At 53.7% G+C, this 26,794-nt stretch carries 29 protein-coding genes and 1 tRNA gene; 13 read left to right on the plus strand and 17 right to left on the minus strand.

The genetic code is table 11. The features are described 5' to 3' along the window. The first annotated feature begins 22 nt into the window (after nucleotides 1–22). Nucleotides 23–2,839, plus strand: coding sequence for an excinuclease ABC subunit UvrA (gene uvrA, locus NP596_RS06015; RefSeq protein ID WP_256614377.1), 2,817 nt, complete (start codon nucleotides 23–25; stop codon nucleotides 2,837–2,839). Nucleotides 2,840–2,843: 4 nt separating this feature from the next. On the opposite strand, the gene NP596_RS06020 is transcribed toward uvrA, so the two are convergent. Then, nucleotides 2,844–2,919: transfer RNA gene (locus tag NP596_RS06020), tRNA-Val, on the minus strand. A 315-nt stretch (nucleotides 2,920–3,234) separates the two neighbouring features. Here NP596_RS06020 and NP596_RS06025 point away from each other — a divergent pair. Then, nucleotides 3,235–4,269 (plus strand): GGDEF domain-containing protein, encoded by a 1,035-nt coding sequence (locus NP596_RS06025; RefSeq protein ID WP_256614379.1) that lies wholly within the window; start codon nucleotides 3,235–3,237, stop codon nucleotides 4,267–4,269. 73 nt (nucleotides 4,270–4,342) lie between these two features. On the opposite strand, the gene fabG is transcribed toward NP596_RS06025, so the two are convergent. The 6 genes from fabG to NP596_RS06055 all read right to left on the minus strand — a co-directional run bounded on the left by fabG (nucleotide 4,343) and on the right by NP596_RS06055 (nucleotide 8,940). Further along, entirely contained in the window at nucleotides 4,343–5,089 is a 747-nt protein-coding gene (gene fabG / locus NP596_RS06030; protein ID WP_256614380.1) for a 3-oxoacyl-ACP reductase FabG, read from the minus strand. Continuing rightward, nucleotides 5,064–6,032: an ACP S-malonyltransferase gene (gene fabD / locus NP596_RS06035; RefSeq protein ID WP_256614381.1), complete on the minus strand. Its 969-nt coding sequence runs from the start codon at nucleotides 6,030–6,032 to the stop codon at nucleotides 5,064–5,066. Before fabD ends, fabG begins: the two co-directional genes overlap by 26 nt. Before the next feature lie 8 nt (nucleotides 6,033–6,040). After that, nucleotides 6,041–7,009 carry a beta-ketoacyl-ACP synthase III gene (locus tag NP596_RS06040; RefSeq protein ID WP_256614382.1) on the minus strand — a complete coding sequence of 323 codons (969 nt, stop codon included), beginning with the start codon at nucleotides 7,007–7,009 and terminating at the stop codon, nucleotides 6,041–6,043. Continuing rightward, nucleotides 7,006–8,034, minus strand: coding sequence for a phosphate acyltransferase PlsX (plsX, locus tag NP596_RS06045; protein WP_256614383.1), 1,029 nt, complete (start codon nucleotides 8,032–8,034; stop codon nucleotides 7,006–7,008). Before plsX ends, NP596_RS06040 begins: the two co-directional genes overlap by 4 nt. Nucleotides 8,035–8,233: 199 nt before the next feature. Continuing rightward, nucleotides 8,234–8,419 carry a 50S ribosomal protein L32 gene (gene rpmF / locus NP596_RS06050; RefSeq protein ID WP_256614384.1) on the minus strand — a complete coding sequence of 62 codons (186 nt, stop codon included), beginning with the start codon at nucleotides 8,417–8,419 and terminating at the stop codon, nucleotides 8,234–8,236. A 2-nt stretch (nucleotides 8,420–8,421) separates the two neighbouring features. Next, entirely contained in the window at nucleotides 8,422–8,940 is a 519-nt protein-coding gene (locus NP596_RS06055; protein WP_256614385.1) for a YceD family protein, read from the minus strand. Nucleotides 8,941–9,008: 68 nt separating this feature from the next. On the opposite strand from NP596_RS06055, the gene NP596_RS06060 reads away from it, so the two are divergent. Then, complete coding sequence (locus tag NP596_RS06060; protein WP_256614386.1) at nucleotides 9,009–9,587, plus strand: Maf family protein; 579 nt, start codon at nucleotides 9,009–9,011, stop codon at nucleotides 9,585–9,587. A gap of 8 nt (nucleotides 9,588–9,595) precedes the next feature. On the opposite strand, the gene NP596_RS06065 is transcribed toward NP596_RS06060, so the two are convergent. The 8 genes from NP596_RS06065 to NP596_RS06100 form a co-directional block, all read right to left on the minus strand. Continuing rightward, nucleotides 9,596–10,447, minus strand: a complete 852-nt coding sequence (locus NP596_RS06065; protein ID WP_256614387.1) for an HDOD domain-containing protein — start codon at nucleotides 10,445–10,447, stop codon at nucleotides 9,596–9,598. A gap of 2 nt (nucleotides 10,448–10,449) precedes the next feature. Next, nucleotides 10,450–11,025, minus strand: coding sequence for a lytic transglycosylase domain-containing protein (locus NP596_RS06070; RefSeq protein ID WP_256614388.1), 576 nt, complete (start codon nucleotides 11,023–11,025; stop codon nucleotides 10,450–10,452). Nucleotides 11,026–11,047: 22 nt separating this feature from the next. Continuing rightward, a complete protein-coding gene (gene purT / locus NP596_RS06075; RefSeq protein ID WP_305891695.1) occupies nucleotides 11,048–12,250 on the minus strand; it encodes a formate-dependent phosphoribosylglycinamide formyltransferase in 1,203 nt (400 codons plus the stop codon). Further along, nucleotides 12,247–13,845, minus strand: coding sequence for a MutS-related protein (locus tag NP596_RS06080; protein WP_256614389.1), 1,599 nt, complete (start codon nucleotides 13,843–13,845; stop codon nucleotides 12,247–12,249). The genes purT and NP596_RS06080 overlap by 4 nt, the downstream gene beginning before the upstream one ends. Nucleotides 13,846–13,873: 28 nt before the next feature. Beyond that, nucleotides 13,874–14,851, minus strand: coding sequence for a ferrochelatase (gene hemH / locus NP596_RS06085; protein ID WP_256614390.1), 978 nt, complete (start codon nucleotides 14,849–14,851; stop codon nucleotides 13,874–13,876). Nucleotides 14,852–14,857: 6 nt separating this feature from the next. Then, entirely contained in the window at nucleotides 14,858–15,403 is a 546-nt protein-coding gene (gene folE / locus NP596_RS06090; RefSeq protein WP_036275942.1) for a GTP cyclohydrolase I FolE, read from the minus strand. Between the two features lie 39 nt (nucleotides 15,404–15,442). Continuing rightward, entirely contained in the window at nucleotides 15,443–16,447 is a 1,005-nt protein-coding gene (gene dusA / locus NP596_RS06095; RefSeq protein ID WP_256614391.1) for a tRNA dihydrouridine(20/20a) synthase DusA, read from the minus strand. Nucleotides 16,448–16,736: 289 nt separating this feature from the next. After that, nucleotides 16,737–17,063, minus strand: a complete 327-nt coding sequence (locus NP596_RS06100; protein ID WP_256614392.1) for a hypothetical protein — start codon at nucleotides 17,061–17,063, stop codon at nucleotides 16,737–16,739. 289 nt (nucleotides 17,064–17,352) lie between these two features. Here NP596_RS06100 and NP596_RS06105 point away from each other — a divergent pair, with 289 nt between their 5' ends. Both NP596_RS06105 and dctA read left to right on the plus strand, forming a co-directional pair. Continuing rightward, complete coding sequence (locus tag NP596_RS06105) at nucleotides 17,353–18,009, plus strand: DUF1614 domain-containing protein (protein ID WP_256614394.1); 657 nt, start codon at nucleotides 17,353–17,355, stop codon at nucleotides 18,007–18,009. A gap of 39 nt (nucleotides 18,010–18,048) precedes the next feature. After that, entirely contained in the window at nucleotides 18,049–19,335 is a 1,287-nt protein-coding gene (gene dctA / locus NP596_RS06110) for a C4-dicarboxylate transporter DctA (RefSeq protein WP_256614395.1), read from the plus strand. 52 nt (nucleotides 19,336–19,387) lie between these two features. Here dctA and NP596_RS06115 read toward each other — a convergent pair whose 3' ends face one another. Beyond that, nucleotides 19,388–19,699: a DUF5710 domain-containing protein gene (locus tag NP596_RS06115; RefSeq protein WP_256614396.1), complete on the minus strand. Its 312-nt coding sequence runs from the start codon at nucleotides 19,697–19,699 to the stop codon at nucleotides 19,388–19,390. Nucleotides 19,700–20,089: 390 nt separating this feature from the next. Between NP596_RS06115 and NP596_RS06120 the strand changes: the two genes are divergently transcribed. Both NP596_RS06120 and NP596_RS06125 read left to right on the plus strand, forming a co-directional pair. Beyond that, nucleotides 20,090–20,485, plus strand: a complete 396-nt coding sequence (locus tag NP596_RS06120) for a DUF5658 family protein (RefSeq protein WP_256614397.1) — start codon at nucleotides 20,090–20,092, stop codon at nucleotides 20,483–20,485. Nucleotides 20,486–20,603: 118 nt separating this feature from the next. Continuing rightward, the gene (locus tag NP596_RS06125; protein ID WP_256614398.1) at nucleotides 20,604–21,080 is read left to right on the plus strand and encodes a ProQ/FinO family protein; all 477 of its coding nucleotides are present in this window, start codon (nucleotides 20,604–20,606) and stop codon (nucleotides 21,078–21,080) included. A 64-nt stretch (nucleotides 21,081–21,144) separates the two neighbouring features. On the opposite strand, the gene NP596_RS06130 is transcribed toward NP596_RS06125, so the two are convergent. Next, nucleotides 21,145–21,843 (minus strand): ComF family protein, encoded by a 699-nt coding sequence (locus NP596_RS06130; protein ID WP_256614399.1) that lies wholly within the window; start codon nucleotides 21,841–21,843, stop codon nucleotides 21,145–21,147. 68 nt (nucleotides 21,844–21,911) lie between these two features. Here NP596_RS06130 and bioB point away from each other — a divergent pair, with 68 nt between their 5' ends. From bioB to NP596_RS06160, 6 genes are all read left to right on the plus strand, one after another. After that, entirely contained in the window at nucleotides 21,912–22,904 is a 993-nt protein-coding gene (gene bioB / locus NP596_RS06135; RefSeq protein ID WP_256614400.1) for a biotin synthase BioB, read from the plus strand. Beyond that, nucleotides 22,901–24,061, plus strand: a complete 1,161-nt coding sequence (gene bioF / locus NP596_RS06140) for an 8-amino-7-oxononanoate synthase (RefSeq protein ID WP_256614401.1) — start codon at nucleotides 22,901–22,903, stop codon at nucleotides 24,059–24,061. Before bioB ends, bioF begins: the two co-directional genes overlap by 4 nt. Further along, nucleotides 24,058–24,819 carry a pimeloyl-ACP methyl ester esterase BioH gene (gene bioH / locus NP596_RS06145; RefSeq protein ID WP_256614402.1) on the plus strand — a complete coding sequence of 254 codons (762 nt, stop codon included), beginning with the start codon at nucleotides 24,058–24,060 and terminating at the stop codon, nucleotides 24,817–24,819. Before bioF ends, bioH begins: the two co-directional genes overlap by 4 nt. After that, on the plus strand, nucleotides 24,816–25,607 hold the full coding sequence (gene bioC, locus NP596_RS06150) for a malonyl-ACP O-methyltransferase BioC (protein ID WP_256614403.1): 792 nt from the start codon (nucleotides 24,816–24,818) through the stop codon (nucleotides 25,605–25,607). The genes bioH and bioC overlap by 4 nt, the downstream gene beginning before the upstream one ends. Further along, nucleotides 25,604–26,269 (plus strand): dethiobiotin synthase, encoded by a 666-nt coding sequence (gene bioD / locus NP596_RS06155; protein ID WP_256614404.1) that lies wholly within the window; start codon nucleotides 25,604–25,606, stop codon nucleotides 26,267–26,269. Before bioC ends, bioD begins: the two co-directional genes overlap by 4 nt. Before the next feature lie 85 nt (nucleotides 26,270–26,354). Further along, entirely contained in the window at nucleotides 26,355–26,750 is a 396-nt protein-coding gene (locus NP596_RS06160; protein WP_256614405.1) for a bacteriohemerythrin, read from the plus strand. The last annotated feature ends 44 nt before the right edge of the window (nucleotides 26,751–26,794 follow it).

Consider the following 26,794-nt stretch of genomic DNA (forward strand, 5'->3'; position numbering starts at 1 on the left):
TTAAATTGCAGGAATCGACACAGTGGACACCATCAGTATTCGCGGCGCCCGCACCCACAATCTGAAAAACATCGACCTGGATCTGCCCAGGGATAGCCTAATCGTCATCACCGGCCTGTCAGGGTCCGGAAAGTCGTCGCTGGCGTTCGATACGATTTACGCCGAAGGCCAACGACGCTACGTGGAATCGCTGTCCGCCTACGCCCGGCAGTTTTTGTCGATGATGGAAAAGCCCGATGTCGATCATATCGAGGGCTTGTCGCCGGCCATTTCCATCGAGCAAAAATCCACTTCCCACAATCCGCGCTCGACGGTAGGCACGATTACCGAGATTTACGACTATTTGCGCCTGCTGTATGCCAGGGTCGGCATCCCGCGTTGCCCGGAACATGGCGGTTCGCTGGAAGCCCAGACCGTCAGCCAGATGGTCGACCAGGTGTTGGCGCAACCGGAAGGCGAACGCTGGATGTTGCTGGCGCCGGTGGTCAACGACCGCAAGGGCGAACACGTGCTGCTGCTGGAAGATCTGAAAGCCCAAGGCTTTTTGCGCGCCCGCATCGACGGCGAAGTTTACGAACTGGACGAACCGCCCGCCCTGGATTTAAAGAAAAAACACACCATAGAAGTCATCGTCGACCGCTTCAAAATCCGCGACGACATTGCCCTGCGGCTGGCGGAATCTTTCGAAACCGCGCTGCGTTTATCCGACGGTCTGGCGCTTGCCGCCTCGATGGAAACCGGGCAAACCCTGCTGTTTTCCGAACGTTACGCCTGCCCGCATTGCGGCTATAGTTTGAGCGAACTGGAACCGCGCATCTTTTCCTTCAACAACCCGAAAGGCGCCTGTCCGAGTTGCGACGGCCTGGGTGTGCGCCAGCATTTCGACCCGCAACTGGTGGTGCACAATCCCGACATCAGTCTGGCCGGCGGCGCGGTGCGCGGCTGGGACCGCCGTAACGCCTATTACTACCAAATCATTTGCGCCCTGGCCGAACATTACGGCTTCGACCCGGAAGCGCCGTTCTCGAAAATAGCCAAGGACATACAGGCGGTGATTTTGTACGGCAGCGGCGAAGACAGCATCACTTTTCAATTCCAAATGGGCCAGGGCAAACCCAAGATCAGCCGTCATCCGTTCGAGGGCATCATTCCCAATATGGAGCGGCGTTACCATGAAAGCGATTCGCAGATGGTACGGGACGAGTTGTCCAAATATCTGGCCCAGCAAACCTGCGCGGTCTGCGACGGCGCCCGTTTGAATCTGGGCGCGCGCAATGTGTTCGTGGCCGACCAGCCTTTGCATCACATTACCCGCCTGCCGATCAAGCAAAGTCTGGCATTTTTTCAGCAACTCAGCATCCCCGGCCACCGCGGCGAAATCGCCGCTAAAATCAACAAGGAAATTCAGGAGCGGCTGGAGTTTTTGGTCAACGTCGGCCTGGATTATCTGACCCTGGACCGCAGCGCCGACACTTTGTCCGGCGGCGAGGCCCAGCGTATTCGCCTGGCCAGCCAGATCGGCGCCGGACTGGTGGGGGTGATGTATGTGCTGGACGAGCCGTCGATAGGCTTGCATCAACGCGACAACCAGCGGCTGCTGAACACCTTGTTTAGATTGCGCGACCTCGGCAATACCGTGATCGTGGTCGAGCACGACGAGGACGCCATCCGCGCCGCCGACCATATCGTCGATATCGGCCCCGGCGCCGGCGTGCACGGCGGCCAGATCGTCTCGCAAGGCACGCCCGCGCAAATTCTGGCGGACCCGAATTCGCTGACCGGCCAGTATTTATCCGGTGCCTTGGCTATCCAACTGCCGGAACGCACCACGCCGCCCGACCCCACCCGGCAACTCACCATACGCAACGCCCACGGCAACAATCTGAAAAATGTCACGGTAAGTTTCCCGGTAGGTTTGTTGACCTGCGTCACCGGCGTGTCCGGCTCCGGCAAATCCACCCTGATCAACGACACCCTGTACAGCCATGCCGCAAGAACCATCAACGGCGCCAGCTGCATTCCCGCCCCTTGCGACGCCGTGGACGGTTTGGAACAGTTCGACAAGGTGGTGGATATCGATCAAAGCCCGATTGGCCGCACCCCGCGATCCAACCCGGCGACCTACACCGGCATCTTCACGCCGGTGCGGGAATTGTTCTCGGCCACGCCGGAAGCCCGCTCGCGCGGATATACCCCGGGCCGTTTCAGCTTCAATGTCAAGGGCGGCCGTTGCGAGGCCTGCGCCGGCGACGGCGTCATCAAGGTGGAAATGCACTTTCTGCCGGACATTTTCGTGCCTTGCGACATCTGCCACGGCAAACGTTACAACCGGGAAACCCTGGAAATCCGCTATAAAGGCAAGACCATCCATGAAGTATTGGAAATGACGGTGGAAGACGCCGCCCAGTTTTTCTCGGCGGTACCCAGTCTGGCCCGCAAGCTGCATACGCTGATCGAGGTGGGTTTGAGCTATATCACGCTGGGTCAAAACGCCACCACCTTGTCCGGCGGCGAGGCGCAGCGGGTCAAGCTGGCCAAGGAGCTGTCCAAACGGGATACCGGCAAGACGCTTTATATTTTGGACGAACCGACCACCGGCTTACATTTTCACGACATCAAGCAATTGCTGTCCGTGCTGCACACATTGCGCGACCACGGCAATACCGTCATCATCATCGAGCATAATCTGGACGTGATTAAAACGGCGGATTGGATTGTGGATATGGGGCCGGAAGGCGGCAATGGCGGCGGTACGCTGGTTGCGGAGGGTACGCCGAGAGAGATTGCCCGACATGCCGAGTCGCATACCGGAGTTTATCTAAAGCGTTTTTTCGATTGAAACCTGGTGGGTGCTGAGGGGTTCGAACCCCCGACCCTCGCCTTGTAAGGGCGACGCTCTCCCAGCTGAGCTAAGCACCCGGCTTCAACTGGCGCGCATTCTATCCAAATTAGCCGGCGATGCAAGGTGTTTTTATACCGCCGGTTAAAAACCGCGGCAAGCGTGCCCTAAAAACTTAAAGTCCGGCACGGATTAATTATCGTTTTGCCTGTAGTTGAAAAAAATCATTCTTAGCATATCTTTATGTAGTTAGACGCTTACGCTTTAAAGGGCTTACTTCTCCCAGTGTCCGGACTGCTGGCTTTTTGTAAATATCCGGTAAATTCGCCAACCAAGGGATTTCTTGACTGGCGCGCTAGAAAAATCAATATCACAGCCTAATCAAAAACAAAGATATGACCGACAGCACAGCACTATTGCCCATTTACGATTTTTCTTTCACTCTTAACGCCGATTATCTAAAAAAAATTATTCCGCTGTTGACTCGGCACCAAATTGCCGCCAACCCGATCAATTACGCTATTTTTTACGATTATGTCACCGAACTGAATCCTTCCTTAACGTCGGCAGTCAATCGCCTGCTGAGCCAAAATACTGTATTCGATAGCGAAACCAGCCTTGAGCTGTATGGAAACTTTATCAGCAACGCCTCTTTAAAATCCTTCGACAATATCCAGCAACAAATTCATAAAGTGATTCGTCAGGCAACCGACGCCATTAACGATACTTGTCACAAGGCGGAACAGACTAACGATAGCTTTCAGAAAAAGTCGGCGATATTGGAAAGCAAGCCGGAAATAGCGACGACCCAATCGATCTTGCAAGAGATCATTCAAGAAACGAAATCGCTCGCCGCGACCAGCCACGCGATGCAGATGCAATTGAACCAAGCCAATGCGGAAATGGAGCAATTGCGTAACGAGCTGGCCCGGGTCAGGCAAATGGCCGTTACGGACGGTTTAACCGGTTTGTTAAACCGCCGGGCCTTCGACCAAACTTTAAGCGAGATTATCGAACAGCCGGACGGCGAAACGACGTGTTTGTCGTTGCTGGACATCGATCATTTCAAACGTATAAACGACACCTTCGGCCATACCATAGGCGATAACGTGCTCAAATATGTGGCGTCGTTATTGAAGAAACATGCAGAAGGACATCATCATGTGGCGCGTTACGGCGGAGAGGAACTCGCCATCATCATGCCCAACACCCCCAAGCATAAGGCCATCGAAATTTCCGAAAACATCCGGATTGAAATGGAAAAGAGCCGCTTGAAACGCAAAACCGATAACGCAACCCTGGGCCTGATTACCCTTTCTGTCGGCATAGCCGAATTACATGTCAACGATAACCCGGAAAGCTTCATAACCCGCGCCGATACGGCTCTTTATCAAGCCAAGGAATCGGGCCGAAATAAAGTCATGCATTAAACCGCAGGCAATAAAAAACCGGCGTCATCCGAAGTTAACGCCGGTTTTCGATCAACCAACCGCTGGGGGCGGGTTAGGGCATGTACATGCCGCCGTTCACATGCAAAGTCTCGCCGGTAATATAAGACGCTTGCTCGGAAGCCAGGAAAGATACCGCGTGAGCGATTTCTTCCGGCCGGCCCAGCCGGCCCAGGGCGATTGAACCCAGCAACGCGGTTTTAATCTCTTCCGACAATTCCTTGGTCATATCGGTATCGATAAAGCCCGGTGCGACGGTATTGACGGTAATACCGCGCGAACCCACTTCCTTGGCCATCGATTTGGCGAAACCGACCATGCCGGCCTTGGCGGCCGCATAATTGGTTTGTCCGGCATTGCCGGTGGAACCGACCACCGAGGAAATATTGATGATACGGCCGTAGCGTACCTTCATCATGCCGCGCAGCACGGCCTTGCTCATCCGGAATACCGAAGTCAGATTGGTGGCGATGATGTCGTCCCATTCCTCCTCTTTCATGCGCATCAATAAATTATCGCGGGTGATGCCGGCGTTGTTGACCAAAACCGCCGGCGTGCCGTGCGCATCGCCGGCGGTTTTGATAAAGTTTTCGATATCGGCGGCGTCGGCCACATTCAATTTATAGCCCTTGCCGTTTGCGCCCAGATAGGCGGAAATCGCCTCGGCGCCGCTATCGGATGTGGCGGTTCCGACAACGAAGAAGCCGTCGGCAACCAATTTTTCGGCAATGGCGCGCCCTATGCCCCGGCTGGCGCCGGTCACAATGGCCAGTTTTTTATTTATGCCCTTGAGGGTATCCATGTAATTGCTCCAAAACAGTATTCAATGAGTCGGGGTCGAATATCGAGAAATGCGCCGCATCCGGGGCAATGCGTTTATTCAAGCCCGTCAACACCTTGCCCGGTCCGCATTCGACAAACCCGGACACCCCTTGCTCGTGCATGAATTTGATGGTTTCCACCCAGCGTACCGGGTTAAAAAGCTGCTCTTTTAGTGCATTGCGTATCACTTCGGGCGAACCGTGGGATTTGACGTCGGCGTTGTGAATCAAGGTGACATCCGGCATTTCCACGTTGATACCCTGCAAAATCTCATTGAGCTTGTCGGCGGCATCTTCCATCAGCAGGCAATGCGAGGGTACGCTAACCGGCAATTTCAAGGCCCGCTTGGCTCCCAAGGCTTTCAGCGCATCGATCGCTCTATCGACGGCGGCGGTGTCGCCGGCAATGACTACTTGGCCGGGGGCATTAAAGTTGGCCGCGGCCACCACTTCGCCATTGGCTACATCCAAACAAGCGTTCACGACTTGATGGTCTTGCAATCCTAAAATCGCCGCCATCGCGCCGACGCCGACAGGCACTGCCTCCTGCATCAAGCGCCCGCGCGCTACGACCAGTTTCAAGGCGTCTTCGAACGCAATAGCCCCGGAACATACCAAGGCGGTATATTCGCCCAAGCTGTGTCCGGCCATCCAGGCTGGGCGAATTTTTGAGTTATCGCGCCAGACTCGCCAGAAAGCCACGCCCGCCGCCAACATGGCCGGTTGGGTGTTTTCGGTTCGATTTAAGTCCGCTTCGGGGCCGCTTTCAACCAAGTTCCACAGGTCGAATCCCAGAGCATCGGCAGCCTGTTCGAAGGTTTGCCTGACTTGCGGAAAAGCCGCCGCCATGGCCGACACCATGCCGACCGATTGCGATCCCTGCCCGGGGAACACGAATGCCAAGTTGTAATTTTGTTCGCTCATAGTCATGTTTAGTATTTGATTAATGCTGAACCCCAGGTAAAACCGGCGCCAAAGGCTTCCATCAAAACCATCTGGCCTTTTTTGATGCGGCCGTCGCGCACGCCTTCGTTAAATGCCAACAAACAGGATGCCGACGAAGTATTGCCTTGGGTTTCCAAAGTCAAAATCACCTGGTCCATGTCCATGCCCAACTTTTTGGCTGTCGCGGCAATGATGCGGGTATTGGCCTGATGCGGCACCAGCCAGTCGATGTCGCTCTGTTGCAAATCGTTGGCTTCCAGGGTTTCATCCACGATGCGCCCCAGGGTATTGACCGCCACCTTGAACACTTCGTTGCCGCGCATGCTGATATAGCCGGGTTCATGTTGTTTAGCCGCCGCGGCGACTTGCGGATTGGGGCAATACAGCAAATCCTCGTAGCCGCCGTCCGAATGAATGTGAGTAGACAAAATGCCGGGTTGGTCGGAGGCTGACAGCAGTACCGCCCCCGCGCCGTCGCCGAATAAAATGCAGGTGCCTCTGTCGGTCCAGTCCACGATACGCGAGCATACCTCGGAACCCACCACCAATACCGTTTTGCAAAAGCCGGTTTTAATGTATTGATCGGCAATGCTTAACGCGAATACCGAACCGGAACAGGCTGCTTGCACATCGAAAGCCACGCATTGCTTGATGCCCAAACGTTCTTGCAGAAGGCAGGCCGTGCTGGGGTAGACTCTGTCCGGAGTGCCGGTGGCGACAACGATCAGCTCGATATCTTCCGCATCGATGCCCGCCATGTCCATGGCTTGCCGGGCGGCGATTTCAGCCATGCTGGAGGCGGTTTCATCGGGACCGGCTATGCGCCGGCTTTTAATGCCGGTACGCTCGTAGATCCAGCTATCCGAGGTGTCCACCATGGCCGATATGTCGTCGTTGGTGCGAATTGTGGCGGGCAGGTAGCCGCCCGTGCCGATCACATTACTCCAGCGGCTCATTCCGCATCCTTCCGAGCCAGGGCGATTTCCAACTTTTCGCTGATTTTACGAATAACATCTTTCTCAACCTCTACTTCCGCCAAGCGAATGGCTGTTTCAAAAGCAAGGACGTCGGCGCCACCATGACTTTTAATGACCAGGCCGCGCAAACCGATAAAACTGGCTCCATTATAAAGTCGCGGATCGATGCTATCTTTAAATAATTTTAGTACCGGGTACGCCACCAAACCGGCAAGTTTTGTCAGAATATTCCGGGAAAAGGTTTCTTTCAGCTTTACGGCAATCATTTTTGCCGCGCCTTCGATCGACTTCAGCGCCACATTGCCGACAAAGCCATCGGTAACGATTAAATCGACTTGGACGCTGCCGGCATTGATGGAGTTGCCTTCCACATAGCCGATGTAATTCAAGCTCGAATTTTCCAATAATTTGGCGGCGGCCTTGACTTGTTCGTTGCCTTTCATATCTTCTTCGCCGATATTCAGCAAACCGACCCGCGGGCGTTCGATGTTTTCAACCGCCTTCACCACTTCCTCGCCCATCACGGCGAACTGGTAAAGATGCTCGGCGCTGGAGTCCACGTTTGCGCCCAAGTCCAGCACATGGGTGTGGCCGAATACCGACGGCAAGGTGGAAATAATCGCGGGACGTTCGATGCCCGGAATCATTTTCAACACGAAGCGCGCGGTCGCCATCAAGGCGCCGGTGTTGCCCGCGCTGACGCAGGCATCGGCTCGGCCGTCCTTGACAAGATCTATGGCCACCCGCATCGAGGAGTCTTTTTTGTTTTTCAACGCCTTTTGCGGCGGTTCGTCCATTTCCACCACTTGCGTGGCATGCTGAATACTGATTCGATCTTTAAACTCAAGCAAGGCATCGGACAACATATCCTGAAGCACGGCTTGGTCGCCGACCATGATCAATTTTAATTGGGGATTTTTTCGTAAACAGGCCAGTGACGCGGGAACTGTCACTTGGGGACCGAAATCCCCGCCCATGGCATCAATCGATAGAGTTGAGCTCACGCTTAGGACCTAACCCTTGAAGTTGAAAGGAGGAGGCACGCCAAATAAAACGTGCCGTCTTTGATAATTAACAAAACCGCTGCTTTGCCGGAAGCCGAAATGACGCCAGTCGATAAAGGGAAAAGCCGGTATGCCCCGGTCTTTTCACTAAAATATCAGTCGTTAAACTACATCGCCGGCATCCGACATGCGGCGATTTTTACTCTTCGTCGATGTTGCCGGTAATGATTTGGCGGCCTTTGAAAAAGCCGTCTGGCGTCATGTGGTGACGCAAATGCACTTCGCCTGTCAACGGATCGTTGGCCAAGGTTTTGGCTGTTAATGCGTCGTGTGAACGACGTTGACCGCGTCTTGAGCGCGATACTTTGCTTTTTTGTACTGCCATTTTTACTCTCCAGTTTTTTTAAGTTTGGCTAAAACAGAAAAAGGGTTATTCGTTTCGGTCTGGCTGTTATCGTCAAAATCGGAATCTCTCGACTGGTGCCGAGGGATACAGTCATATTCGTGTCTGGGATAATCCGGTATCGCCAACAATATTTCGTCTTCTATCAAATCATGCAATGAGACCTTTTCGCCATTCAGCAGCAAAGGTTCGCAATCGATCTCGAGGCTATCCGCCTCTTGTAGCGAGGACACCACGGCCAATTTGAATGCAAGCGTTATTGGCCATGCCAGGGCCTGCAAGCAGGATTGGCATTCCAACTCCAACACCGTTTGAATCTTGCCGGAAACCACCGCGCGCTTGCCTTGCTTGGCAAACCGCGCGTCGACGGCGATATCGCCACCCGTGTTTACGACCATGCCGGACAAGCGCTCGAGTTCGCTTATTTTTAAGACGCCCGTCAATATGCTACGCCTTTCGGCGAACAATAAGGGATCAATAAGATTAGGAAGTTTGTCTGACATAACTGTACAATCATACAGACAACTCGCTGTTGCGTCAAACCGACAACCTTCCGAACACTGTTAACGGCATGCAAAATCTGGTTTTAGCCTCAAGCTCGAAATATCGCGGCCAAATTCTCGGTAAGCTTCAATTGGCGTTTAGCTGTTGCGGCAGCGGAGTTGACGAAAGCCCATTGTTCGATGAACCCCCGGACGATCTGGTTCTAAGGCTGGCCGAGGCCAAGGCGCAAGCCGCGGCGAAAACGTACCCCCGGCACTTAATCATCGGCTCGGATCAGGTGGCTGTTTGCGGCGGCACCATATTGGGTAAACCCGGAAATAGAGAGGGGGCGTTTCGGCAGCTACAGCTGCAGTCGGGCAAAAAAACGACTTTTTATACCGGTCTCTGCTTGCTCGATAGCGGCAAAGGGACCATCAAAACCGATCTCGACATTTGCCATGTCTATTTTAGAGACCTCAACCAAGCGCAATTAAACCGCTACCTGGACAGGGAAGAGCCCTACGAATGCGCCGGCAGCTTCAAATCGGAAGGCTACGGTATTGCTTTATTCAGCAAAATTGAAGGCGACGACCCTAATGCTTTGGTCGGCCTGCCATTAATCAAATTGATCGATTTATTGAATCAATTCGGCGTGGCAATTCCTTGAGAATCGGCCTATCTAGGCAACAGCTGTTCGAAAACGTCCAGAAACTCAGCCGCCGCCTGCTGCATGACCTGCTCTATTTGTTCCCGGGTCAAGCGCATGGCAGCCAATGTGTGGTCCGGTATCTCGACCAGGGTCTGTTCAATGGGCCTGCCAAATTCCCTATCGTCGATAAGCCGGGCGGCCAACCACAACAGTTGCGCATCCAATTTATGCGTCACAACGGAGCCGGGATTGAGAACGCCGCCGACAACTTCATACAACGACTCCGGCAACTCCCAATATTTTAACAATTCGCGTCCGACATCGGCATGGGTAAAACCGATGATTTCTTGCTCGAACCCCGCCAATAAGCGCCTGTCCTGCCGGATTGACAGCAATACTTTGGATGCCTGTTCCGGCATGACCTGATACAGCACCAACGAACCCAAATCGTGCAGCAACCCCGCCAAAAACAAGCGTTCGGTATTCAACGGCATGCACTGGTTGCCCAATAGCTTGGTCACCACGCCGCAATGAACGCTACGCATCCAGAACGCCGTCATGTCGACCAAATCGGAAGGGATTTTGGCAAAACGGTCGACCACGCAGGTCGCTACCACCAAATTGTACAAATCGTCGATGCCGACAATGGAAACGGCCCGTGAAATCGTATCGATTTTGGATTGAAAACCGTAAAAAGAGCTGTTCACCAACCGCAAAAGCCGGGCGGACAGCGCCGGGTCCTTACCGATCACCGCGCCGATATCCGTCATGGAATAACGCGGATCGCGCACCATCTGATTCAGTTGAAAATAAATGTCCGGCAAGGAAAATAACTCCCTTACCTCCGTAACCACATCCAATGCGCTAACTGGTTTCATAATCAACCCTTCCCGTAGAGCCTGAGAACCTGCTGAACATAATTCTGGGTTTCCCGATAGGGCGGAACCGTGTAATTATATTTCATGACAGCGCCCTCTCCGGCGTTATACCCAGCGACAGCCAGCTTCAAATTAGAATTGAACATGGCCAATAAATCCTTCAAATAACGCGTGCCGCCGTCGACATTCTGTTCGGCGTCATGCCTATCGGTTACCCCATAGCGTTTCGCGGTGTCGGGCATCAGCTGCATTAATCCGACCGCTCCCGCCGAGGAAACCGCATGCGGGTTATAGGCGGACTCGGCTTGAATCACCGCATGCAGCAATTTGGGATCCATTTGATGCTTGGCCGCCGCCTTGGCGATTAAATCCTGATACTTAAGCCTATTGCCCGCCATGAATTTCACGTCCCTGGCATAGGTTTTAGGCCGGGTCCGGATAATCAAACGATAGTTAAAACCTTTTTTGGGTTGGTCGGTGTAATACACCCGCCCATCCGGCGCAACATATTTAAATATATCCGCGGCGGCGGCAGATGAAATGCATAACAACAATAGAATAGTTTTTAGCGATTTCAACTGCCTCACCTTTTCGATAAATTTAATCCGCCTCGACGATGTTAATCATGGCAGCCGCGGTAACCGCTTTTGTTCGCGCATCCCGCACGGAGCCGGCGGTAGCCAGCGCTACGCCCATCCGCCGCGTCACGAAAGCCTCCGGCTTGCCGAACAAGCGAATCTCGCTATCCGCCACGGCCAGCGCTTGGTTCAATCCCTGATATACCACGGCTTTCGCGTCGATACCGCCCAAAATCACGGCGCTGGCCCCGGTTTTATCCAATGCCGTATTCACGGGCAAGCCCAGAATGGCGCGGGCATGCAGATCGAATTCGCTTTGCACCTGGCTAACCAGGGTCACCATGCCGGTATCGTGCGGGCGCGGACTGACTTCGCTGAACCAGACCCGGTCGCCTTGTACAAACAATTCAACCCCGAATAAGCCCAATCCGCCCAGGGCTTCCGTCACTTTAGCGGCAATCCGTTGGGATAGTTGAATGGCTTTTTCGCTCATGGGCTGGGGCTGCCAGCTTTCCCGGTAATCGCCATTCTCCTGTATATGGCCGATAGGTTCGCAGAAATACGTACTTATTCGGCCTTCGGCGTCCACGGCCCGCACGGTCAACAGCGTAATTTCAAAATCGAATTCAATTTTGGCTTCGACTATTACTTTACCTGTATCGGCGCGGCCGGCGGCCTTGGCATACTCCCAGGCGGCCTGTAATTGGTCGGCGCTTTTCACCATGGACTGGCCCTTGCCGGAAGACGACATGGTCGGTTTGATGAAACAAGGATAGCCGATGCCGCCGTCGACAGCGGCCTTTAATTGCTCATAGGTTTCGGCGAACGCATAGTCCGAAGTCGGCAGCCCCAGTTGCTCGGCGGCCAGCTGCCGTATACCCTCGCGATTCATGGTCAGCTGAATGGCCCGGGCATTAGGCACTATTTCGGCTTCGCCCGCCGCCTCGATTTCAGTCAACGCAGCGGTGGCAATCGCTTCGATTTCCGGCACCACCAAATCGGGTTGTTCAGCCGCGATCAAGGCTTTAACCGCCGCCGCATCGGTCATGTCGATGACATGGCTGCGATGCGCCACCTGCATGGCGGGGGCATGGGGGTATCGATCCACGGCGATGACCTCAACACCGTAGCGTTGTAAGGAAATGGCAACTTCCTTGCCCAATTCGCCACTCCCTAAAAGTAATGCTTTGGTTGCGGTTGCACTGCCGGGGGTACCTATTTTCATGACGATTTGGCCAAATAATTTTCAATGTCTTGCTTAGAAAAACCGATTTTCTTCGCCACCCGGTCGGCGTGGCTGACTCTGGAAATACCCGGAACCAATTTAAAGGTCGGCAATTCGTCGGCGAATTCCACCTGTTTCGGCGTCGCAATGCCCCTGTCGACGAACACATCCACCAGTTGATGGTTATGGGTAATCAGAATAGTGCTGTTGCCCTTGCGGTAAAACCCGTCCAGCACATCGATGGACGATTGCATCTTCTCTTCAAAGGTAGTGCCTTCCGCCATTTCGTCAAGCACCAGCAAGCTTTTCGCAGTGGTTGCCAAAAAAATATCCCGGGTACGTTTCAACTCGGTACCGAAACGGCCTTCGCCGTCGTCGAGATGGCTGATTTCGGGTGCCTGATAGAATATTTTATCCGCCACGCTCAAACTTGCCGCCGTGGCGGGCACATAGCAGCCTATTTGCGCCAACAGCTGAATCTGGGTAACGGTCTTGCAAAACGCGGTTTTGCCGCCGCTATTCGGGCCGGTCACGCACACCAGACGCTCTTCGCCCATGGCAAAATCGTTGGCGACGTAATCCGGGTTTTTATGACCCAGCACCGGATTTTTGGCGCCCGCCAATTGCATCGCATGCCGTTCCGTTGCCCGCATCTCCGGTAGTACGGTTTCGCTGCCGTAAGCTTCGGCGTATTTGATGAACGACAGCAGTTCATCCAGCTGTCCCAGGCCATCCAGCATCTCGCCCAAGGCCGCCGAGTTGCGGAAAATAGTGCGCAACGGAATGATGCAATTGTCTCTATCGTAGCCGCCTATCACCGGAATATACGCCAGCATCAACGGCAGGAAAAACACCGACGCCACCGAAATACCGTCCTTGGAAAACTGGAACATGTCGGTGGGGAATATGGTCACCAAGCCCCAAATGGCGGCCAGCAGCAAACCGATCAGCAAGGGCTTGAACAGCGTGGGCCGAAAGATGGTTGCCGGCGCGTAGGAGTTCCGGCGTTCTTCCTTGCTTTGCAGGCCTTTTTCGCTGTTATAAACCGGTCCCACCATTAGCGAATAGTCGTTACTTTGGGCAAAATCGCCGATTTTATTGAACACGCTTTGCAGATAAGGCGTTTGCGGGGTGCCGGAATTATGAATGGCGCCCACCAGATTCAGCGCCGCGTTGATACCGCGCCGGTACTGTTTGTAGCCATAGCCTTCGATTTGATTGTCTTCCCGCGCCGTGCCGAAGCCGCCCAGAAATTCGCCGAACAATAACAAATACAAACGATTTTCGCTGCCGGCGGCATTGGCAACGATGTTTTCCACGTTGGCGCGCACATCCGGATTATCGCGAATCTCCCGCACCGCGGCCTGTTTGGCGGCAATAGTATCGAGGTCGTCCGGAGGCCGGGTCAGCGAACGGTATAAAACGGTCTGGCCGGCAACGGTACTGGCGTAATTGACCGTATCGAACAGCTCATCCACCTCTATGGTATTAAATGCGCCTTGATCCAGCACGCCTTTCCCGGTAGGCAAGGGCTTGCTTTTTCGCACCACCGGCCATTCGTCGTCGCTCCAGCTTTGTAATACGTTTTGTTGCATGCTGCCTCCCCGGTTATTTTTGTTCCGCTTATCGCGCGGATTTTATTAATTCGGCCATTACCTCGACATGGGCGTCGCAATCGTTCAAGGCCGGAATGTAGCGATAACTTTTACCGCCCGCCGCCATGAAAATCTCTTTATTGGTAATGGCGATTTCTTCCAGGGTTTCCAGACAATCCACCGCAAACCCTGGGCACACCACATCCACCTGTCTTATATCCTGTTTGGGCAAGTCCTGTAACACTTCGACGCAATACGGTTTCAGCCATTCGGCGCGGCCGAAGCGGGACTGAAATACCAGCTGCCATTGTTTATCTTTCAAGCCCAACTCGTCGGCCAATAAGCGCGCGGTTGCCTGGCAGTGATAAAAATACGGATCGCCCCATTCGGTCAGCTTGGCCGGCAAACCGTGAAACGACATCACCAATAACGCGGCTTGGCCGTGATTGAGCCAGTGCTGGCGGATCGAGTCCGCCACCGCCTTGATATAGGCGGGGTTTTGGTAATAATCGCTGACGAAGCGCAAGGACGGCATATGCCGCCAGCGCACGAATTCGTCCGCCACCACATCGAAAATAGACGCCGTGGTGGTCGATGAATATTGCGGATACAGCGGCAGGATGACGATGTCTTCCACCCCCTGTTTTTTAAATTCCCGCAGTTTCTCCCGCAAGTCCGGCTTGCCGTAGCGCATCGCGCAATCGATCAATAATTTCTCGCAGCCGTAACGCTTCGCCAGTTTCGCAGCCAACTGCTGGCTAAAAACGATCAGCGGCGAGCCTTTTTCGGTCCAGATGGTTTTATAGGCGTGGGCGGATTTACGCGGACGAAACGGCAATATAAACAGATTCAGAATCAGCCACCACAAGGGCCGGGGAATATTGACCACCCGCCGATCGCCGAGAAACTCGCGCAAAAAGGCTCTGACGTCTTGTGTGCTTGTGCTGGCGGGCGAACCCAAATTGACCAGCAATACGCCGGTTTTCTTTTCCAGGTTTTCGAACATGGCGGCTTATTTGCGATTGATCAGATTCAAAAATTCGGAACGGGTGCTGATCTCTTCGCGAAAGATGCCCAGCATGACGGAAGTCGTCATCACCGAGTTTTGTTTTTCCACGCCGCGCATCATCATGCACAAATGCTTGGCTTCGATGACCACGGCCACCCCGCGGGCGTCGATGGCGGTTTCCACCGCCGTGGCGATCTGGCGGGTCAATTGCTCTTGGATCTGCAAACGGCGGCCATACATATCCACAATTCGCGCCAGCTTGGACAAACCCAACACTTTGCCCTGCGGCAAGTAACCGATATGGCATTTGCCGATAAACGGCAACAAATGGTGCTCGCACAAGGAATACAACTCGATATCCTTGACGATTACCATATCTTCGGTATCGGCCTGAAAAATAGCCCCATTCAGCACTTCTTCCAGGGTTTTTTCATAGCCGTTATTCAGAAATTTAAAGGCTTTGGCCGCCCGCTTCGGCGTATCGCGCAAACCCTCACGATTGACGTCTTCACCTATTGCTTGAATGATTTTGGAGAAATATTCTTCCATCGCCGACCCCGGATAAAAAAATGCTGTGAGTATACAGTATCAAACCGTAAATTCTAAGGCACGCAACAACACATCCTCATCGGCACCCGGCTTATTGGCGTTTTCGCTAATATGGCGGCGCCAAGCTCTCGCACCCGCCACGCCATGAAACAATCCCAACAGATGGCGGGCGATATCGTGTAAGCGCACCCCTTGTTGCAACTGCTGCCGTATATAGGGCAACAACGCCAAAATCGCGTCCTGGCGGGTTTTCAGAGGATGGCTATCGCCATATAAACGGCTATCCACTTCGCTGAGCAAATACGGATTGTGATACACCTCGCGCCCCAGCATCACCCCGTCGACATGGTTCAACAAATCCAGCGCCGCATCCAGACTATTAATGCCGCCGTTGATGATAATGTCCAATTCAGGAAAGTCCTGTTTCAACTGAAACACCATATCGTAACGCAAGGGAGGAATATCGCGGTTCTGTTTGGGCGACAAGCCGGACAGCCAGGCTTTACGGGCATGCACGATAAAAGTATTGCAACCGGCGACCGCCACGGCGCCAATAAACCGCGTCAATTCTTCATAGGAGTCCCTGTCGTCGATGCCGATACGCGATTTTACAGTCACGGGTATCGAAACCGCCCGTTGCATGGCGGCCACGCATTCGGCCACTAATTCGGGTTCCGCCATCAAACAGGCGCCGAAGCGGCCGTTTTGCACCCGATCGCTCGGGCAGCCGACATTCAGGTTCACCTCGCCGTAACCGTATTGTTCGGCAAGTTCGGCGCAGCGGGCCAAATCCCCCGGATGACTGCCGCCCAATTGCAACGCGACGGGGTGCTCCCGCGGGTTGAATTGCAAATGCCGTTGCGGATTGCCGTGCAAAATAGCGCCGGTCGTCACCATTTCGGTATACAGCAGCGCGTGCCTGGACAATAGGCGGTAAAAATACCGGCAATGCCGGTCGGTCCAATCCAGCATGGGGGCCACCGCAAAGCGTCTGTTTATTTTGCCGGTGTTTGAGCGTGTTTGAGTGTGTTCGAGTGCTTGCATAATGAATTATAGGGTACACCACTTGTTCGAATTGTTTGGGCAGCCGGATTGGATAATCCATGTAGGGGGACTGACGTAATCAGGTAGGTTTGGCTGCATGCAATAAGTCCAACATTTTGATTTTGTTGGGTTATGCCTCGCTAACCCAATCTACATTTTGGCTTTTACGACAGCCTCCGTGCGTCGGGTAACAGGGATGTTGGAATGCGGGGGTATAGCGGTTACAGTCATGATAAAAAAAGCCGGTGTCGCCCGGCTTTATTTATTGCGTGGCCGAGTCGGCTCGGGGTTAATGCATGTTGTTGTGATCCGCCGGTTTGCCGTGGTGCATCGACATCATTTCCATGTGATGGGCTTTGATGAGTTCCAGTTGGCGGTCTTTCAAGGCTTGCTGCTTTAGCGGGTCTTTTTCGGCCAGGATTTTATTGGATAAATCGTGCATCGTCAGCATGTGTTCTTGTTTTTGTTTGAGATGCTCGGTCATTTTTGCCGGATCCATGGCGCCCATTTCATGTCCCATACCCTTGCCGCCGGCCGTCGGCGCCTGTTCGGCATGGCTGGCGGCGCTCAGGGATAATAGGGCCGATAATGTCAGGATTTTCAGCGAAGAGTTCATGGGGTGCTCCAGTTTTTCTAGGGATGGGTTTGGCTAAATGCCGGATGTCGGCTTAAATCGATGCATGGCCGAGGATATTGGGTCTTGACCAAGGCTTCGGCGGTTATGCCGAGGCCATGCCTGCGAATAGCCGTAATTGATATAAGTTAATGGCCCGGCCCGATTTATAGTCCGTATAGTATCTTAAAACCGGCTTAATGCCGTTATGCCAAAATTTCATACAACCGTAACGATAAACCGGCTTAGACTATGCGCGGTCCTATTCCACTGGCCGCAAGAGGAGAACCCCATGCCCGCCATTTCATTGATGCTGTTTTTTTTGATGTCCGTGTTTTTAGTGGCGATGATACAGGTTCAGTTTTTTCAAATTGCCTTTGCCAAACTCGGTTTAACCCCTGAGGCCACGCTGGCGGTATTAATCGGCACGTTGCTGGGTAGCGGGATTAATTTGCCGATTTTTAAATTAAAAATCCAACATACGGGGCATCTGGTTGCGTTACCGGGCAGAAAACCCATTTGGGAGTTATTTCAGCCCGTCCGGGAGGGCTGTACCGTAATTGCCATTAACGTGGGCGGCTGCGTGATTCCGGTTGGTTTGTGCGTCTATTTTATCTCCCTGCAATTGATTGAGCCGCTTTTGCTGGGCGTGGACATCCTGATCATAGCCGGCTTAAGTTACCGTCTAAGCCGGCCGGTTCCGGGCCTCGGCATCGCCATGCCGCTATTCATTGCCCCGCTGGCGTCGGCTTTGCTGGCGTTGATACTCGATCCGGCGCATGCCGCGCACCTTGCCTATATCGGCGGGGTTCTGGGCGTGTTGATAGGCGCGGATATTCTGCATCTGAAAAGTGTCGGCAGCCTTGGCGTTCCGGTGGCGTCGATCGGTGGCGCCGGCACTTTCGACGGGATTTTTCTGACAGGTATTATCGCCGCCCTGTTGGCTTGATAGGTCAGTTAACAACCTGCATTCGGGTATTGGTTTCGTATGGAAAAGAGCAGGGCGCAAGCGGCTGAAACCGGGATATCCGCCCCAAAATCCCGGCTGTATCTGTGGGTGCTGCTGGCGATCTTCTCGGGCGGGATTTTAGGTTATCTTGACGCCGAGCATGCGGTGTTGTTGAAACCGGTCGGCGACGGTTTTATCAATTTGATCAAGATGCTGATTGCGCCGGTGGTGTTTTGTACCGTGGTGCTGGGCATTGCCGGAGCCGGCGATATGAAAAAAGCCGGCAGGGTGGGTGTCAAGGCGCTGTTGTATTTTGAGGTGGTGTCAACCTTTGCGCTTGCCTTGGGCGTGTTGGTCGCCAATCTGCTGCGGCCTGGGCATGGGTTTAACGTCGATCCTGCCACGCTGGATGCCCAAGCCGTTTCAGGCTATGTCGAACAGGCCCGGCATCGGACTACGGCGGAATTTCTGCTGCATATTATTCCTAAAACCTTTACCGATGCCTTTACGGGGTCGGGCGATTTGCTGCAAGTGCTGTTGGTCGCGGTACTGTTCGGCTTTGCCTTGCAGCAAATGGGCGGCGCGGGGCAATTGGTGCATAAATTCATCGAGGAATGCGCGCATATCTTTTTCGCCATGATGAATGTCGTCATGAAACTGGCGCCGCTGGGCGCCGGGGCGGCCATGGCGTTCACCATCGGCAAATATGGGGTCGGGTCGCTGAAACCGTTGGCGGCATTAATGGGCTGTTTTTATCTGACCTGCGGGCTGTTTGTGATGGGAATACTGGGAAGCATAGCCGCGCTGACCGGCTTTAATATTTTTAAATTGCTGGCTTATATCAAGGAAGAATTGCTGCTGGTGCTGGGGACCTCTTCGTCCGAGTCGGCGCTGGTGCCGTTGATGCAAAAATTGGAAAACTTGGGATGCTCGCGCTCGGTGGTCGGCCTGGTGGTGCCGTCGGGCTATTCGTTCAATCTGGACGGTACCAATATTTATCTGACCATGGCGGCGTTATTCGTTGCCCAGGCCTTGAATATCGAGTTGACGCTGACGCAGCAACTCACCTTGTTACTGGTTGCCATGCTGACCAGCAAGGGCGCCTCCGGCGTAACCGGTGCCGGATTCATCACGCTGGCCGCGACATTGGCGGTGGTCCCGGCGGTGCCGGTGGCGGCATTGTCGCTGATTCTGGGCATAGACCGCTTCATGTCCGAAGCGCGGGCCATCACCAATATGATCGGCAATGCGGTGGCCACCATCGTGATCTCGCATTCGGAACGCGAGCTTGACCAAACCAAAATGCGCGCGGAACTGCGGGGTTAAGGCGGATTCAGCCCCGCTTGCGCTACAAAGTCCGTAACCTGTGCGAATAAAATCAATCCCAAGGCGGCTCGTTCCCGGCATAGGGGACAAAATCCGGGATTGACGGATGGGTAAAAACGCCCGCGCTTGGGTTGGCCGAGGCGGTTTTTTTAGGTTTCGAGGCTTGGGAATCCGGCTGGTTCGATGCAACGGAGTTGCCCGCCTGCCGAGGCACAAAATCGGACTGCCATTGCGCGAAGGGGGTTATGTCCTTACCGATGGGCACATACCATTTCTTATTGGCGGCATCCCAGCGCGCGCCCAAGGCTTTCGCCGCGTCTTTTTGCGCGTAAGGGACATGCAAATAGGTTATCGATTCAGTCATTTCGCTTTGGAAGGGTGATGAATTTGCAGCGCACAGCTAAGCGGTGCCGAGGAATGGGTTCATTCTTGCTTGACCCTTTACTTTACTGTTGGCTTAACGGGTTTGCAACAAGGGAATGTTGTATTTTTATTGCCTTTAGAGAAACAAATAATGCATATATGGGCGTATTGTAAACCATACATAAAGGTTTATAGTTGAGTTGCGTTCATTAAAGTAGCCGGGTCAATTTGGTTTTGGATACGAAAGGGGAAATATCAAGTAAACGGTAACGAAATATCGCGCTGCCTTCCGGTCGAGTCGATTTTAGCTTGGGAGCGTCGGAAAGCGTATTGACGGTTCGGTATTTTGAAACCCAATCTATCAGCGTATTACCAGCTTGAGGAGTGCGACATGCAGCCCATCAACTTATGTAAAATCGTAAATGCCAGTGCGGTCAGGTTATTGGAACCCAACGGATATTGGCTTACGCAGCCGAAACATGTCGTCAATGCACTGTTGATTCTATTTTTTGGTTTGTTGCATATTGCCGATGGTCTGGTAACCTACCTCGGCTTGAGCTTTGCCGCGGTGGACGAGGTCAATCCGCTCCTAAACTATTTTGCCGGGTTATGGGGGCTGGGAATGGCGATTATGCTGTTGAAGCTCATCATACTTTTTGTCATTACCTATATTTTTATCGATCGGCATGCCATCAAAAGCCGTTGGGGTACCGCAACGCTGGCGTGGGCCGATACGTTTTACAGCTGCGTGGTGACCAATAATTTCATCCTGGTGATGGGTGCCTAGCAAAAGGCCATCGGATTAAATCAGTTCGAAGCTCAATTTTAGTCGCTAGGAACTTGATAAATGATGTAAACGGCGCATAACATGTTTACTTATTTCTTAACTTAACTGCGAAAAATTTATGGGCTTTGAACAACTTGCATCACTCAGGGACGAATTGGCGCAGCAGGCCGCGGCCGAGAAATCAAAAAAACGCCAACTTAAGGAGGAGGGCGGTGCGACGGCAAAGAAGGCGGTCAAAGTCGATCCTGTCGTGTTGATTATAGGGCAGTTGCAGAAGAAGTTTCCGTTGGCTTTTCCTAAGAATCCCGCGCCCAAGGTGCCGTTAAAAATCGGCATCCACAAGGATATATTCGAGCAATCCGAGCAGTTGGGTATCGATAAAAACGATTTGCGGGCAGCTATTAAGACTTGGTGCTGGGGCAAGCGTTATTGGGAATGCCTGGTAGAGGACGCCGTCAGGATTGACCTGGATGGTAATGCGGCGGGTCAAGTGACTAAAGTAGACGCCGATCAGGCGAAAAAACTCAAACAGGGGCGGCGGCGGCCCCCAAAATCTTCGCCTGAGCAGAATGAACCTAAAACGGAACCAGGTTAAAAGCCTTTATCGTATCGGGTCTTGCCGGCATTCTTCATCCTCCTGGCATTTTCTCCAAATCCCGTCAAGCACGGGCGCAAACCCAAATATCGACCCGGTTGACGCCTTGTTCTTTTAGGGCCGATGCCAGTGCCGCTACCGTTGCGCCGGTAGTCATTACATCGTCGACAATGGCGATATGCCGGTAAGCCGGCGGCCGGCTGACCGAAAAAGCGTGGCGCATGTTTTTGCCGCGTTGCTTGGCCGGCAAACCGGTCTGATGAGCCGTATCACGGTTTCGCGTACAGCTATTCAAATCCAGCGGCAGTGCCAGTTGATTGGACAAGTGGCGGGCAATCTCTATGGATTGGTTAAAGCCGCGCTCCCGGTACCGATTGCTATGCAATGGCACGGGAATGATGCACTCCGGCAGTTCCACATTTTCAGCTAAATGCCGGGCCAGCAAGGTTCCCAGCAAGCGTGCGTGCTTGAATTGCCGGTTAAATTTCAGCCGAGTAATCAGAAAACGCAGCCCGTCGTCATACAAAAAAGGTGCATGGGTCTCATCGAAACTGGGCGTTTTTTTCAGACAGCGGCCGCACAACTGTGGAGACTGTATGGGAATTTCGAAGTGTTCGGCGCAGCGATAACAGCAATTGTGGTTTCTGGCTAGGTCGTAAAAACAGTCTCGGCATAAATCCATTTCATCAAAGCCCGGCCGGCCGCAAAACATACAGCGCGGCGGCAGGCATTTGTTCTGTATAATATTCAGCCAGTTGTTCACATTATTTTTTTAAAAAGGTTGATAAGCATCCATTTGCTGTTTGCCTGCATTGCTTGGAGATTACCAGAATGTCTGTTACGCCGGAACCCATTCAAATAAAAGCGCCATTGCGCCACGACTGGCGGTTGAGCGAAGTCGAAGCACTGTTGGTTATGCCGTTCAACGATTTGCTGTTCAAGGCGCAGACTGTACACAGGGTGTATTTCGATCCCAACGAAATTCAGGTCAGCAGTCTGTTGAGCATCAAGACTGGCTCCTGCTCCGAGGATTGCGGCTATTGTCCGCAAAGCGCGCGCTACGATTCCGACCTGAATCCGGAAGCCTTGATGCCGGTCGATGCGGTATTGAAAGCCGCCAGCCAAGCCAAGGCGGAAGGTGCTTCGCGGTTTTGCATGGGCGCGGCTTGGCGTAGTCCGAAAGATCGGGACATCGAACGGGTAGTGGAAATGGTGCGGGGCGTCAAGGCGCTGGGCATGGAGACTTGCGTGACGCTTGGCATGCTGACCGACAAGCAAACCCAAGCCCTGAAGGACGGCGGTCTGGATTACTACAACCACAATCTGGATACCTCCGAGGATTATTATTCCGAGATCATCACCACACGCACCTATCGGGACAGGCTGGATACCCTAGATCGGGTGCGCGACGCCGGTATCAACGTCTGCTGCGGCGGTATCGTCGGCATGGGGGAAACTGAAACCGACCGGGCCAAATTGTTGCTGCAACTGGCCAATATGCCCAAGCATCCGGAAAGCGTGCCCATCAATATGCTGGTGCAGGTGGAAGGCACGCCCCTGCACGGTACCGAAGCGCTGGACCCCTTGATGTTTGTTCGCACGATCGCCGTGGCGCGCATTCTGATGCCGCAATCGCGGGTGCGTCTGTCCGCCGGCCGCAAAGCCATGAGCGATGAAATGCAGGCGCTATGCTTTTTGGCCGGCGCCAATTCCATATTTTATGGCGACAAACTGTTGACCACCGATAATCCGATGACCAATCACGATAAGCAATTATTTGATCGTTTAGGTGTGCGAATGGGCGGATCCAGTTACGCTGGATGAGCGCGGGTTTTTACGATTTCGCCGAGCAGCTGACTCAGCTAAACCAACAGGGCCTGTACCGGCGGCGGCGGGTTATCGATGGGCCGCAAGGTATTTTGCTGCGGGTCGACGGCAGACAAGTCGTTAATTTTTGCAGCAACGACTATCTGGGTCTGGCCAATCATCCCGAGGTAGTGGCCGGTTTTAAACAGGCGGCCGACCGGTATGGCGTCGGTAGCGGTTCCGCGCATTTGATTTGCGGCCACAGCAGCGCTCACCATGCCTTGGAAGAGGAGTTGGCGGCGTTTACCGGCCGTGCTCGCGCTTTGCTGTTTTCCACCGGCTACATGGCCAATCTGGGGGTGATATCGGCATTGGTCGGGCGCAACGATAGAGTGCTTGAGGATAGGCTCAATCACGCTTCGCTGTTGGACGGCGGCTTGCTGTCGCGCGCGCAATTCAAGCGTTTCCGGCATCTCGATAGCGTGGATTTACAAGCGCAATTGCTTGCGCATACTGAAAAGACTTTGATCGTCAGCGACGGCGTGTTCAGCATGGATGGCGACCTGGCCGATTTGCCGGCCTTGGCGGCGATGGCGCGACAGCACCGTGCCGGATTGTTGATCGATGATGCCCATGGTTTCGGGGTGCTGGGTCATAAAGGCGGCGGCATTGTCGAGCACTTCGGTTTGACAGCAGGCGAGGTGCCGATTTTGATGGGTACTCTCGGCAAAGCATTCGGCACCTTTGGCGCGTTTGTGGCCGGTTCCGATGATCTGATAGAGATCTTGATCCAAAAAGCCAGAAGTTATGTATTTACCACCGCGCTGCCGGCCGCCGTTGCGGAAGCGACGCGAATTAGTCTGCGCTTGCTGCAAACGGAAACCTGGCGGCGGGATAAATTGCAAGCCTTGGTGGCGCGGTTTAGAGCCGGCGCCCGGCAGCAAGGTTTGCAACTGATGGATTCTATCTCGGCCGTTCAACCCATCGTGTTGGGCGATAGCCAACAAGCGGTGTCCGTTAGTCAGGCTTTGCTGCGGCAAGGATTTTGGGTGTCCGCGATTCGGCCGCCGACCGTGCCGGCCGGAACCGCCAGGTTGCGGGTGACTTTTTCCGCGGACCATGAAATACAAAATGTCGATGCCTTGCTGGAAGCGTTGGCTAAGGTGATGGCGTGACCTATATCCATACCGAGATTTACGGGCAGGGTCAGCCGCTGGTCATGCTGCACGGTTGGGCCATGCATACAGGCGTGTGGCGGGATTTCGCCCGGCGGCTGGCCGAATATTATCAAGTGATTTGCGTGGATTTGCCGGGTCACGGTCGTAGCGAAATTCTCGAGCCGTTCGGTTTGGAAAATATTGCCGAAGCCGTTTTGCAAGCGATTCCTGTGCAAGAGTTTTCGGTGTTGGGTTGGTCTTTAGGGGCGACCGTGGCAATGGCGATAGCGGAACGGGCGCCGCAACGCATCCGGCATTTGCTCGTATTGGCCGGTAATCCGTGTTTTATGGAAACCCAGGACTGGCCGGGGGTAAAAAGTCGGACGCTGGATGGGTTTGCCGAGTTGTTAAAAACCGACGTGCAGCAGACTCTGATGCGATTTCTGGCGTTGCAAGTGAACGGTTTGGCGCACGGAAAAGCCTTGCTGCAAACCTTGAAACATGCCTTGCACGAATGCCCGCCCCCACCGGTCACGGTGCTGCAGGCTGGGCTGGATATTTTGAAAATCAGCGATTTGCGACCGTTTATCAGCAATAACGCCTCGACTATCAGCCTGATACTGGGCGAAAAAGACACCTTGATCCCCTTGAGTTGCGGCGAAGCGGTGCGGGCGTTGAATGCCGGCGTGAATGTACATGTTTTGGCATCGGCCGGGCATGCGCCGTTTCTGTCGCATCCGCAACAGTTGCTCGCCGCCATAACGCATACGCTATGACCGCTGAAATCCTGCTGGATAAACACAAGGTCAGGCGCTCGTTTGCGGCCGCGGCGGCCGGTTACGACAGTCTTGCTTCGCTGCAGCGGCAAGTGGGGCTGGAATTGTTGCGACGCTTTCCCTTGCACGGCCGGGATGAGGTGATAGTGGATTTAGGCTGCGGAACCGGTTTTTTGACCCATCAGCTGGCTGCGAATCCGTTGCGGCAACAGTTGCTGGCTTTGGATGTCGCCATGCCGATGCTGGCCGCCAGCCGCCGAAATTATCCGGCCATGCGCGCGGATTATGTGTGCGGCGATGCGGAGAAATTGCCGTTTGCCGATAACAGCATCGATCGTATTTATTCCAATCTGGCTTTGCAATGGGCGCAGGAGCTATCGGCTGCGTTGTTGGATTTTCAGCGGGTTTTGAAAAGCCGCGGTAGCCTGGTGTTTGCCACATTCGGCCCGCAAACCTTGGTTGAATTGAAAGCGGCCTGGTCCGTTGTCGACGACTATACGCACGTCAACGATTTTCATACCGCGGATCAAATTGAGTGGTTTTTGCAAGTGGCGGGTTTTGAAGGAATTAACGTGGACAGTGTGCTGTATCGGTCCGAATATTCCGATGTCGAAACCCTGATGAGGGAATTGAAAGGGATAGGCGCGCACAATGTTAACCGGAAGCGTAACCCCCGGCCGACCACCAAAACGCAGCTGCAAGAAATGATTAAGCACTATCCGCGGCAAGGTGCCGGCATCCTGGCCAGTTATGAGATTATTTTCGTGCGGGCGGAGTTGTCGGCATGAGTAGCGGGTTTTTTATCACCGGCACCGATACCAATGTCGGCAAAACCTGGAGTACGCTGGCCTTGATGCGGGCCTTGCAGATGCGGGGTTTGGTGGTTAACGGCATGAAGCCGGTGGCCGCCGGCTGCGAATGGCAACAAGGCGGCTGGAAAAACGCGGACGCCTTGTTGCTGCAGCAGTATGCTTCCCGCGCTTTGGATTACCGGCGCATCAATCCTTATGCGTTTCAGTTGCCGGTATCGCCGCATATAGCTTGCGGCGATACCGAGGTGAAATTGGATGTCATTTTGAATGACTTTAGGTTTTTAAAAGCCCGGAGCGATTGCGTATTGGTCGAAGGGGCGGGCGGCTGGTTTTCGCCCTTATGTCGGGAATGGGACAATGCCTACTTGGCCAAAGCCTTGCAATTACCGGTCATCTTGGCGGTGGGTATGCGCCTGGGCTGTATCAATCACGCCCGCTTGACGAACCAGGCCATACGGCGATCCGGTTGCACGCTGGCGGGTTGGGTGGCGGTGCGGATCGATAAGGATATGCCGGAATTTCAAGCCAATCTGGATTTTTTGCGGGCCGGCATCGAAGCGCCGCTGATAGGGGTGCTGCCGTATATGCCGCATCCCGATTTTGCCTATTTGGCGTCGCGGTTGATAATTCGAAACTGAAAGTTTGTTGATCTAAATCAAGATTTACGGCCTGTATTGTCATGACAATGCGACCTCCATAATAAAAAATCACTGGAGGTAAGCTATGGCGTTAATCACTTGGACTGCGGAACAATACGGCACCAATGTCGGATTTGCCGATCAAGAGCATCAAACTCTGTTCGGGTTGCTGAATAAATTGTACGACGATGCAACCGGCGGTGCGGCGCGCGCCACGATAGGCGTATCGCTGGATGCCTTGATTGCCTATGTGGTCGATCACTTTGCCCATGAAGAAAAAGAAATGGTAGCCAAGGGTTTTGGCGGTTACGAACGCCATAAGGCGGAGCATGATGCCCTGGTGGGCATTTGCGCGGATTTACAGAAAAAGTTTCATGCCGGCGAAGCCGATGTGACCGATGAGGTCGGACAGATGGTGAAAGGCTGGCTGGACAGTCATATCCCTACTTTCGATAAGGCTTATTCGTCGGCATTACAGTAATAAATAGTTTTATTTTAAGAAATAAAGGCCCGCGAATAGGCCTA

Source organism: Methylomonas rivi, from assembly GCF_024505165.1.
GTDB classification, from domain to species: Bacteria; Pseudomonadota; Gammaproteobacteria; order Methylococcales; family Methylomonadaceae; genus Methylomonas; species Methylomonas rivi.

Bases quoted from the DNA above. Each gene is read 5' to 3' on its own strand.
- NP596_RS06025 (WP_256614379.1), top strand. From the start codon at position 3,235: ATGACCGACAGCACAGCACTATTGCCCATTTACGATTTTTCTTTCACT.
- fabG (WP_256614380.1), bottom strand. From the start codon at position 5,089: ATGGATACCCTCAAGGGCATAAATAAAAAACTGGCCATTGTGACCGGC.
- fabD (WP_256614381.1), bottom strand. From the start codon at position 6,032: ATGAGCGAACAAAATTACAACTTGGCATTCGTGTTCCCCGGGCAGGGA.
- NP596_RS06040 (WP_256614382.1), bottom strand. From the start codon at position 7,009: ATGAGCCGCTGGAGTAATGTGATCGGCACGGGCGGCTACCTGCCCGCC.
- rpmF (WP_256614384.1), bottom strand. From the start codon at position 8,419: ATGGCAGTACAAAAAAGCAAAGTATCGCGCTCAAGACGCGGTCAACGT.
- NP596_RS06055 (WP_256614385.1), bottom strand. From the start codon at position 8,940: ATGTCAGACAAACTTCCTAATCTTATTGATCCCTTATTGTTCGCCGAA.
- NP596_RS06060 (WP_256614386.1), top strand. From the start codon at position 9,009: ATGCAAAATCTGGTTTTAGCCTCAAGCTCGAAATATCGCGGCCAAATT.
- NP596_RS06065 (WP_256614387.1), bottom strand. From the start codon at position 10,447: ATGAAACCAGTTAGCGCATTGGATGTGGTTACGGAGGTAAGGGAGTTA.
- purT (WP_305891695.1), bottom strand. From the start codon at position 12,250: ATGAAAATAGGTACCCCCGGCAGTGCAACCGCAACCAAAGCATTACTT.
- NP596_RS06080 (WP_256614389.1), bottom strand. From the start codon at position 13,845: ATGCAACAAAACGTATTACAAAGCTGGAGCGACGACGAATGGCCGGTG.
- hemH (WP_256614390.1), bottom strand. From the start codon at position 14,851: ATGTTCGAAAACCTGGAAAAGAAAACCGGCGTATTGCTGGTCAATTTG.
- folE (WP_036275942.1), bottom strand. From the start codon at position 15,403: ATGGAAGAATATTTCTCCAAAATCATTCAAGCAATAGGTGAAGACGTC.
- dusA (WP_256614391.1), bottom strand. From the start codon at position 16,447: ATGCAAGCACTCGAACACACTCAAACACGCTCAAACACCGGCAAAATA.
- NP596_RS06100 (WP_256614392.1), bottom strand. From the start codon at position 17,063: ATGAACTCTTCGCTGAAAATCCTGACATTATCGGCCCTATTATCCCTG.
- NP596_RS06105 (WP_256614394.1), top strand. From the start codon at position 17,353: ATGCCCGCCATTTCATTGATGCTGTTTTTTTTGATGTCCGTGTTTTTA.
- dctA (WP_256614395.1), top strand. From the start codon at position 18,049: ATGGAAAAGAGCAGGGCGCAAGCGGCTGAAACCGGGATATCCGCCCCA.
- NP596_RS06115 (WP_256614396.1), bottom strand. From the start codon at position 19,699: ATGACTGAATCGATAACCTATTTGCATGTCCCTTACGCGCAAAAAGAC.
- NP596_RS06120 (WP_256614397.1), top strand. From the start codon at position 20,090: ATGCAGCCCATCAACTTATGTAAAATCGTAAATGCCAGTGCGGTCAGG.
- NP596_RS06125 (WP_256614398.1), top strand. From the start codon at position 20,604: ATGGGCTTTGAACAACTTGCATCACTCAGGGACGAATTGGCGCAGCAG.
- bioB (WP_256614400.1), top strand. From the start codon at position 21,912: ATGTCTGTTACGCCGGAACCCATTCAAATAAAAGCGCCATTGCGCCAC.
- bioF (WP_256614401.1), top strand. From the start codon at position 22,901: ATGAGCGCGGGTTTTTACGATTTCGCCGAGCAGCTGACTCAGCTAAAC.
- bioC (WP_256614403.1), top strand. From the start codon at position 24,816: ATGACCGCTGAAATCCTGCTGGATAAACACAAGGTCAGGCGCTCGTTT.
- bioD (WP_256614404.1), top strand. From the start codon at position 25,604: ATGAGTAGCGGGTTTTTTATCACCGGCACCGATACCAATGTCGGCAAA.
- NP596_RS06160 (WP_256614405.1), top strand. From the start codon at position 26,355: ATGGCGTTAATCACTTGGACTGCGGAACAATACGGCACCAATGTCGGA.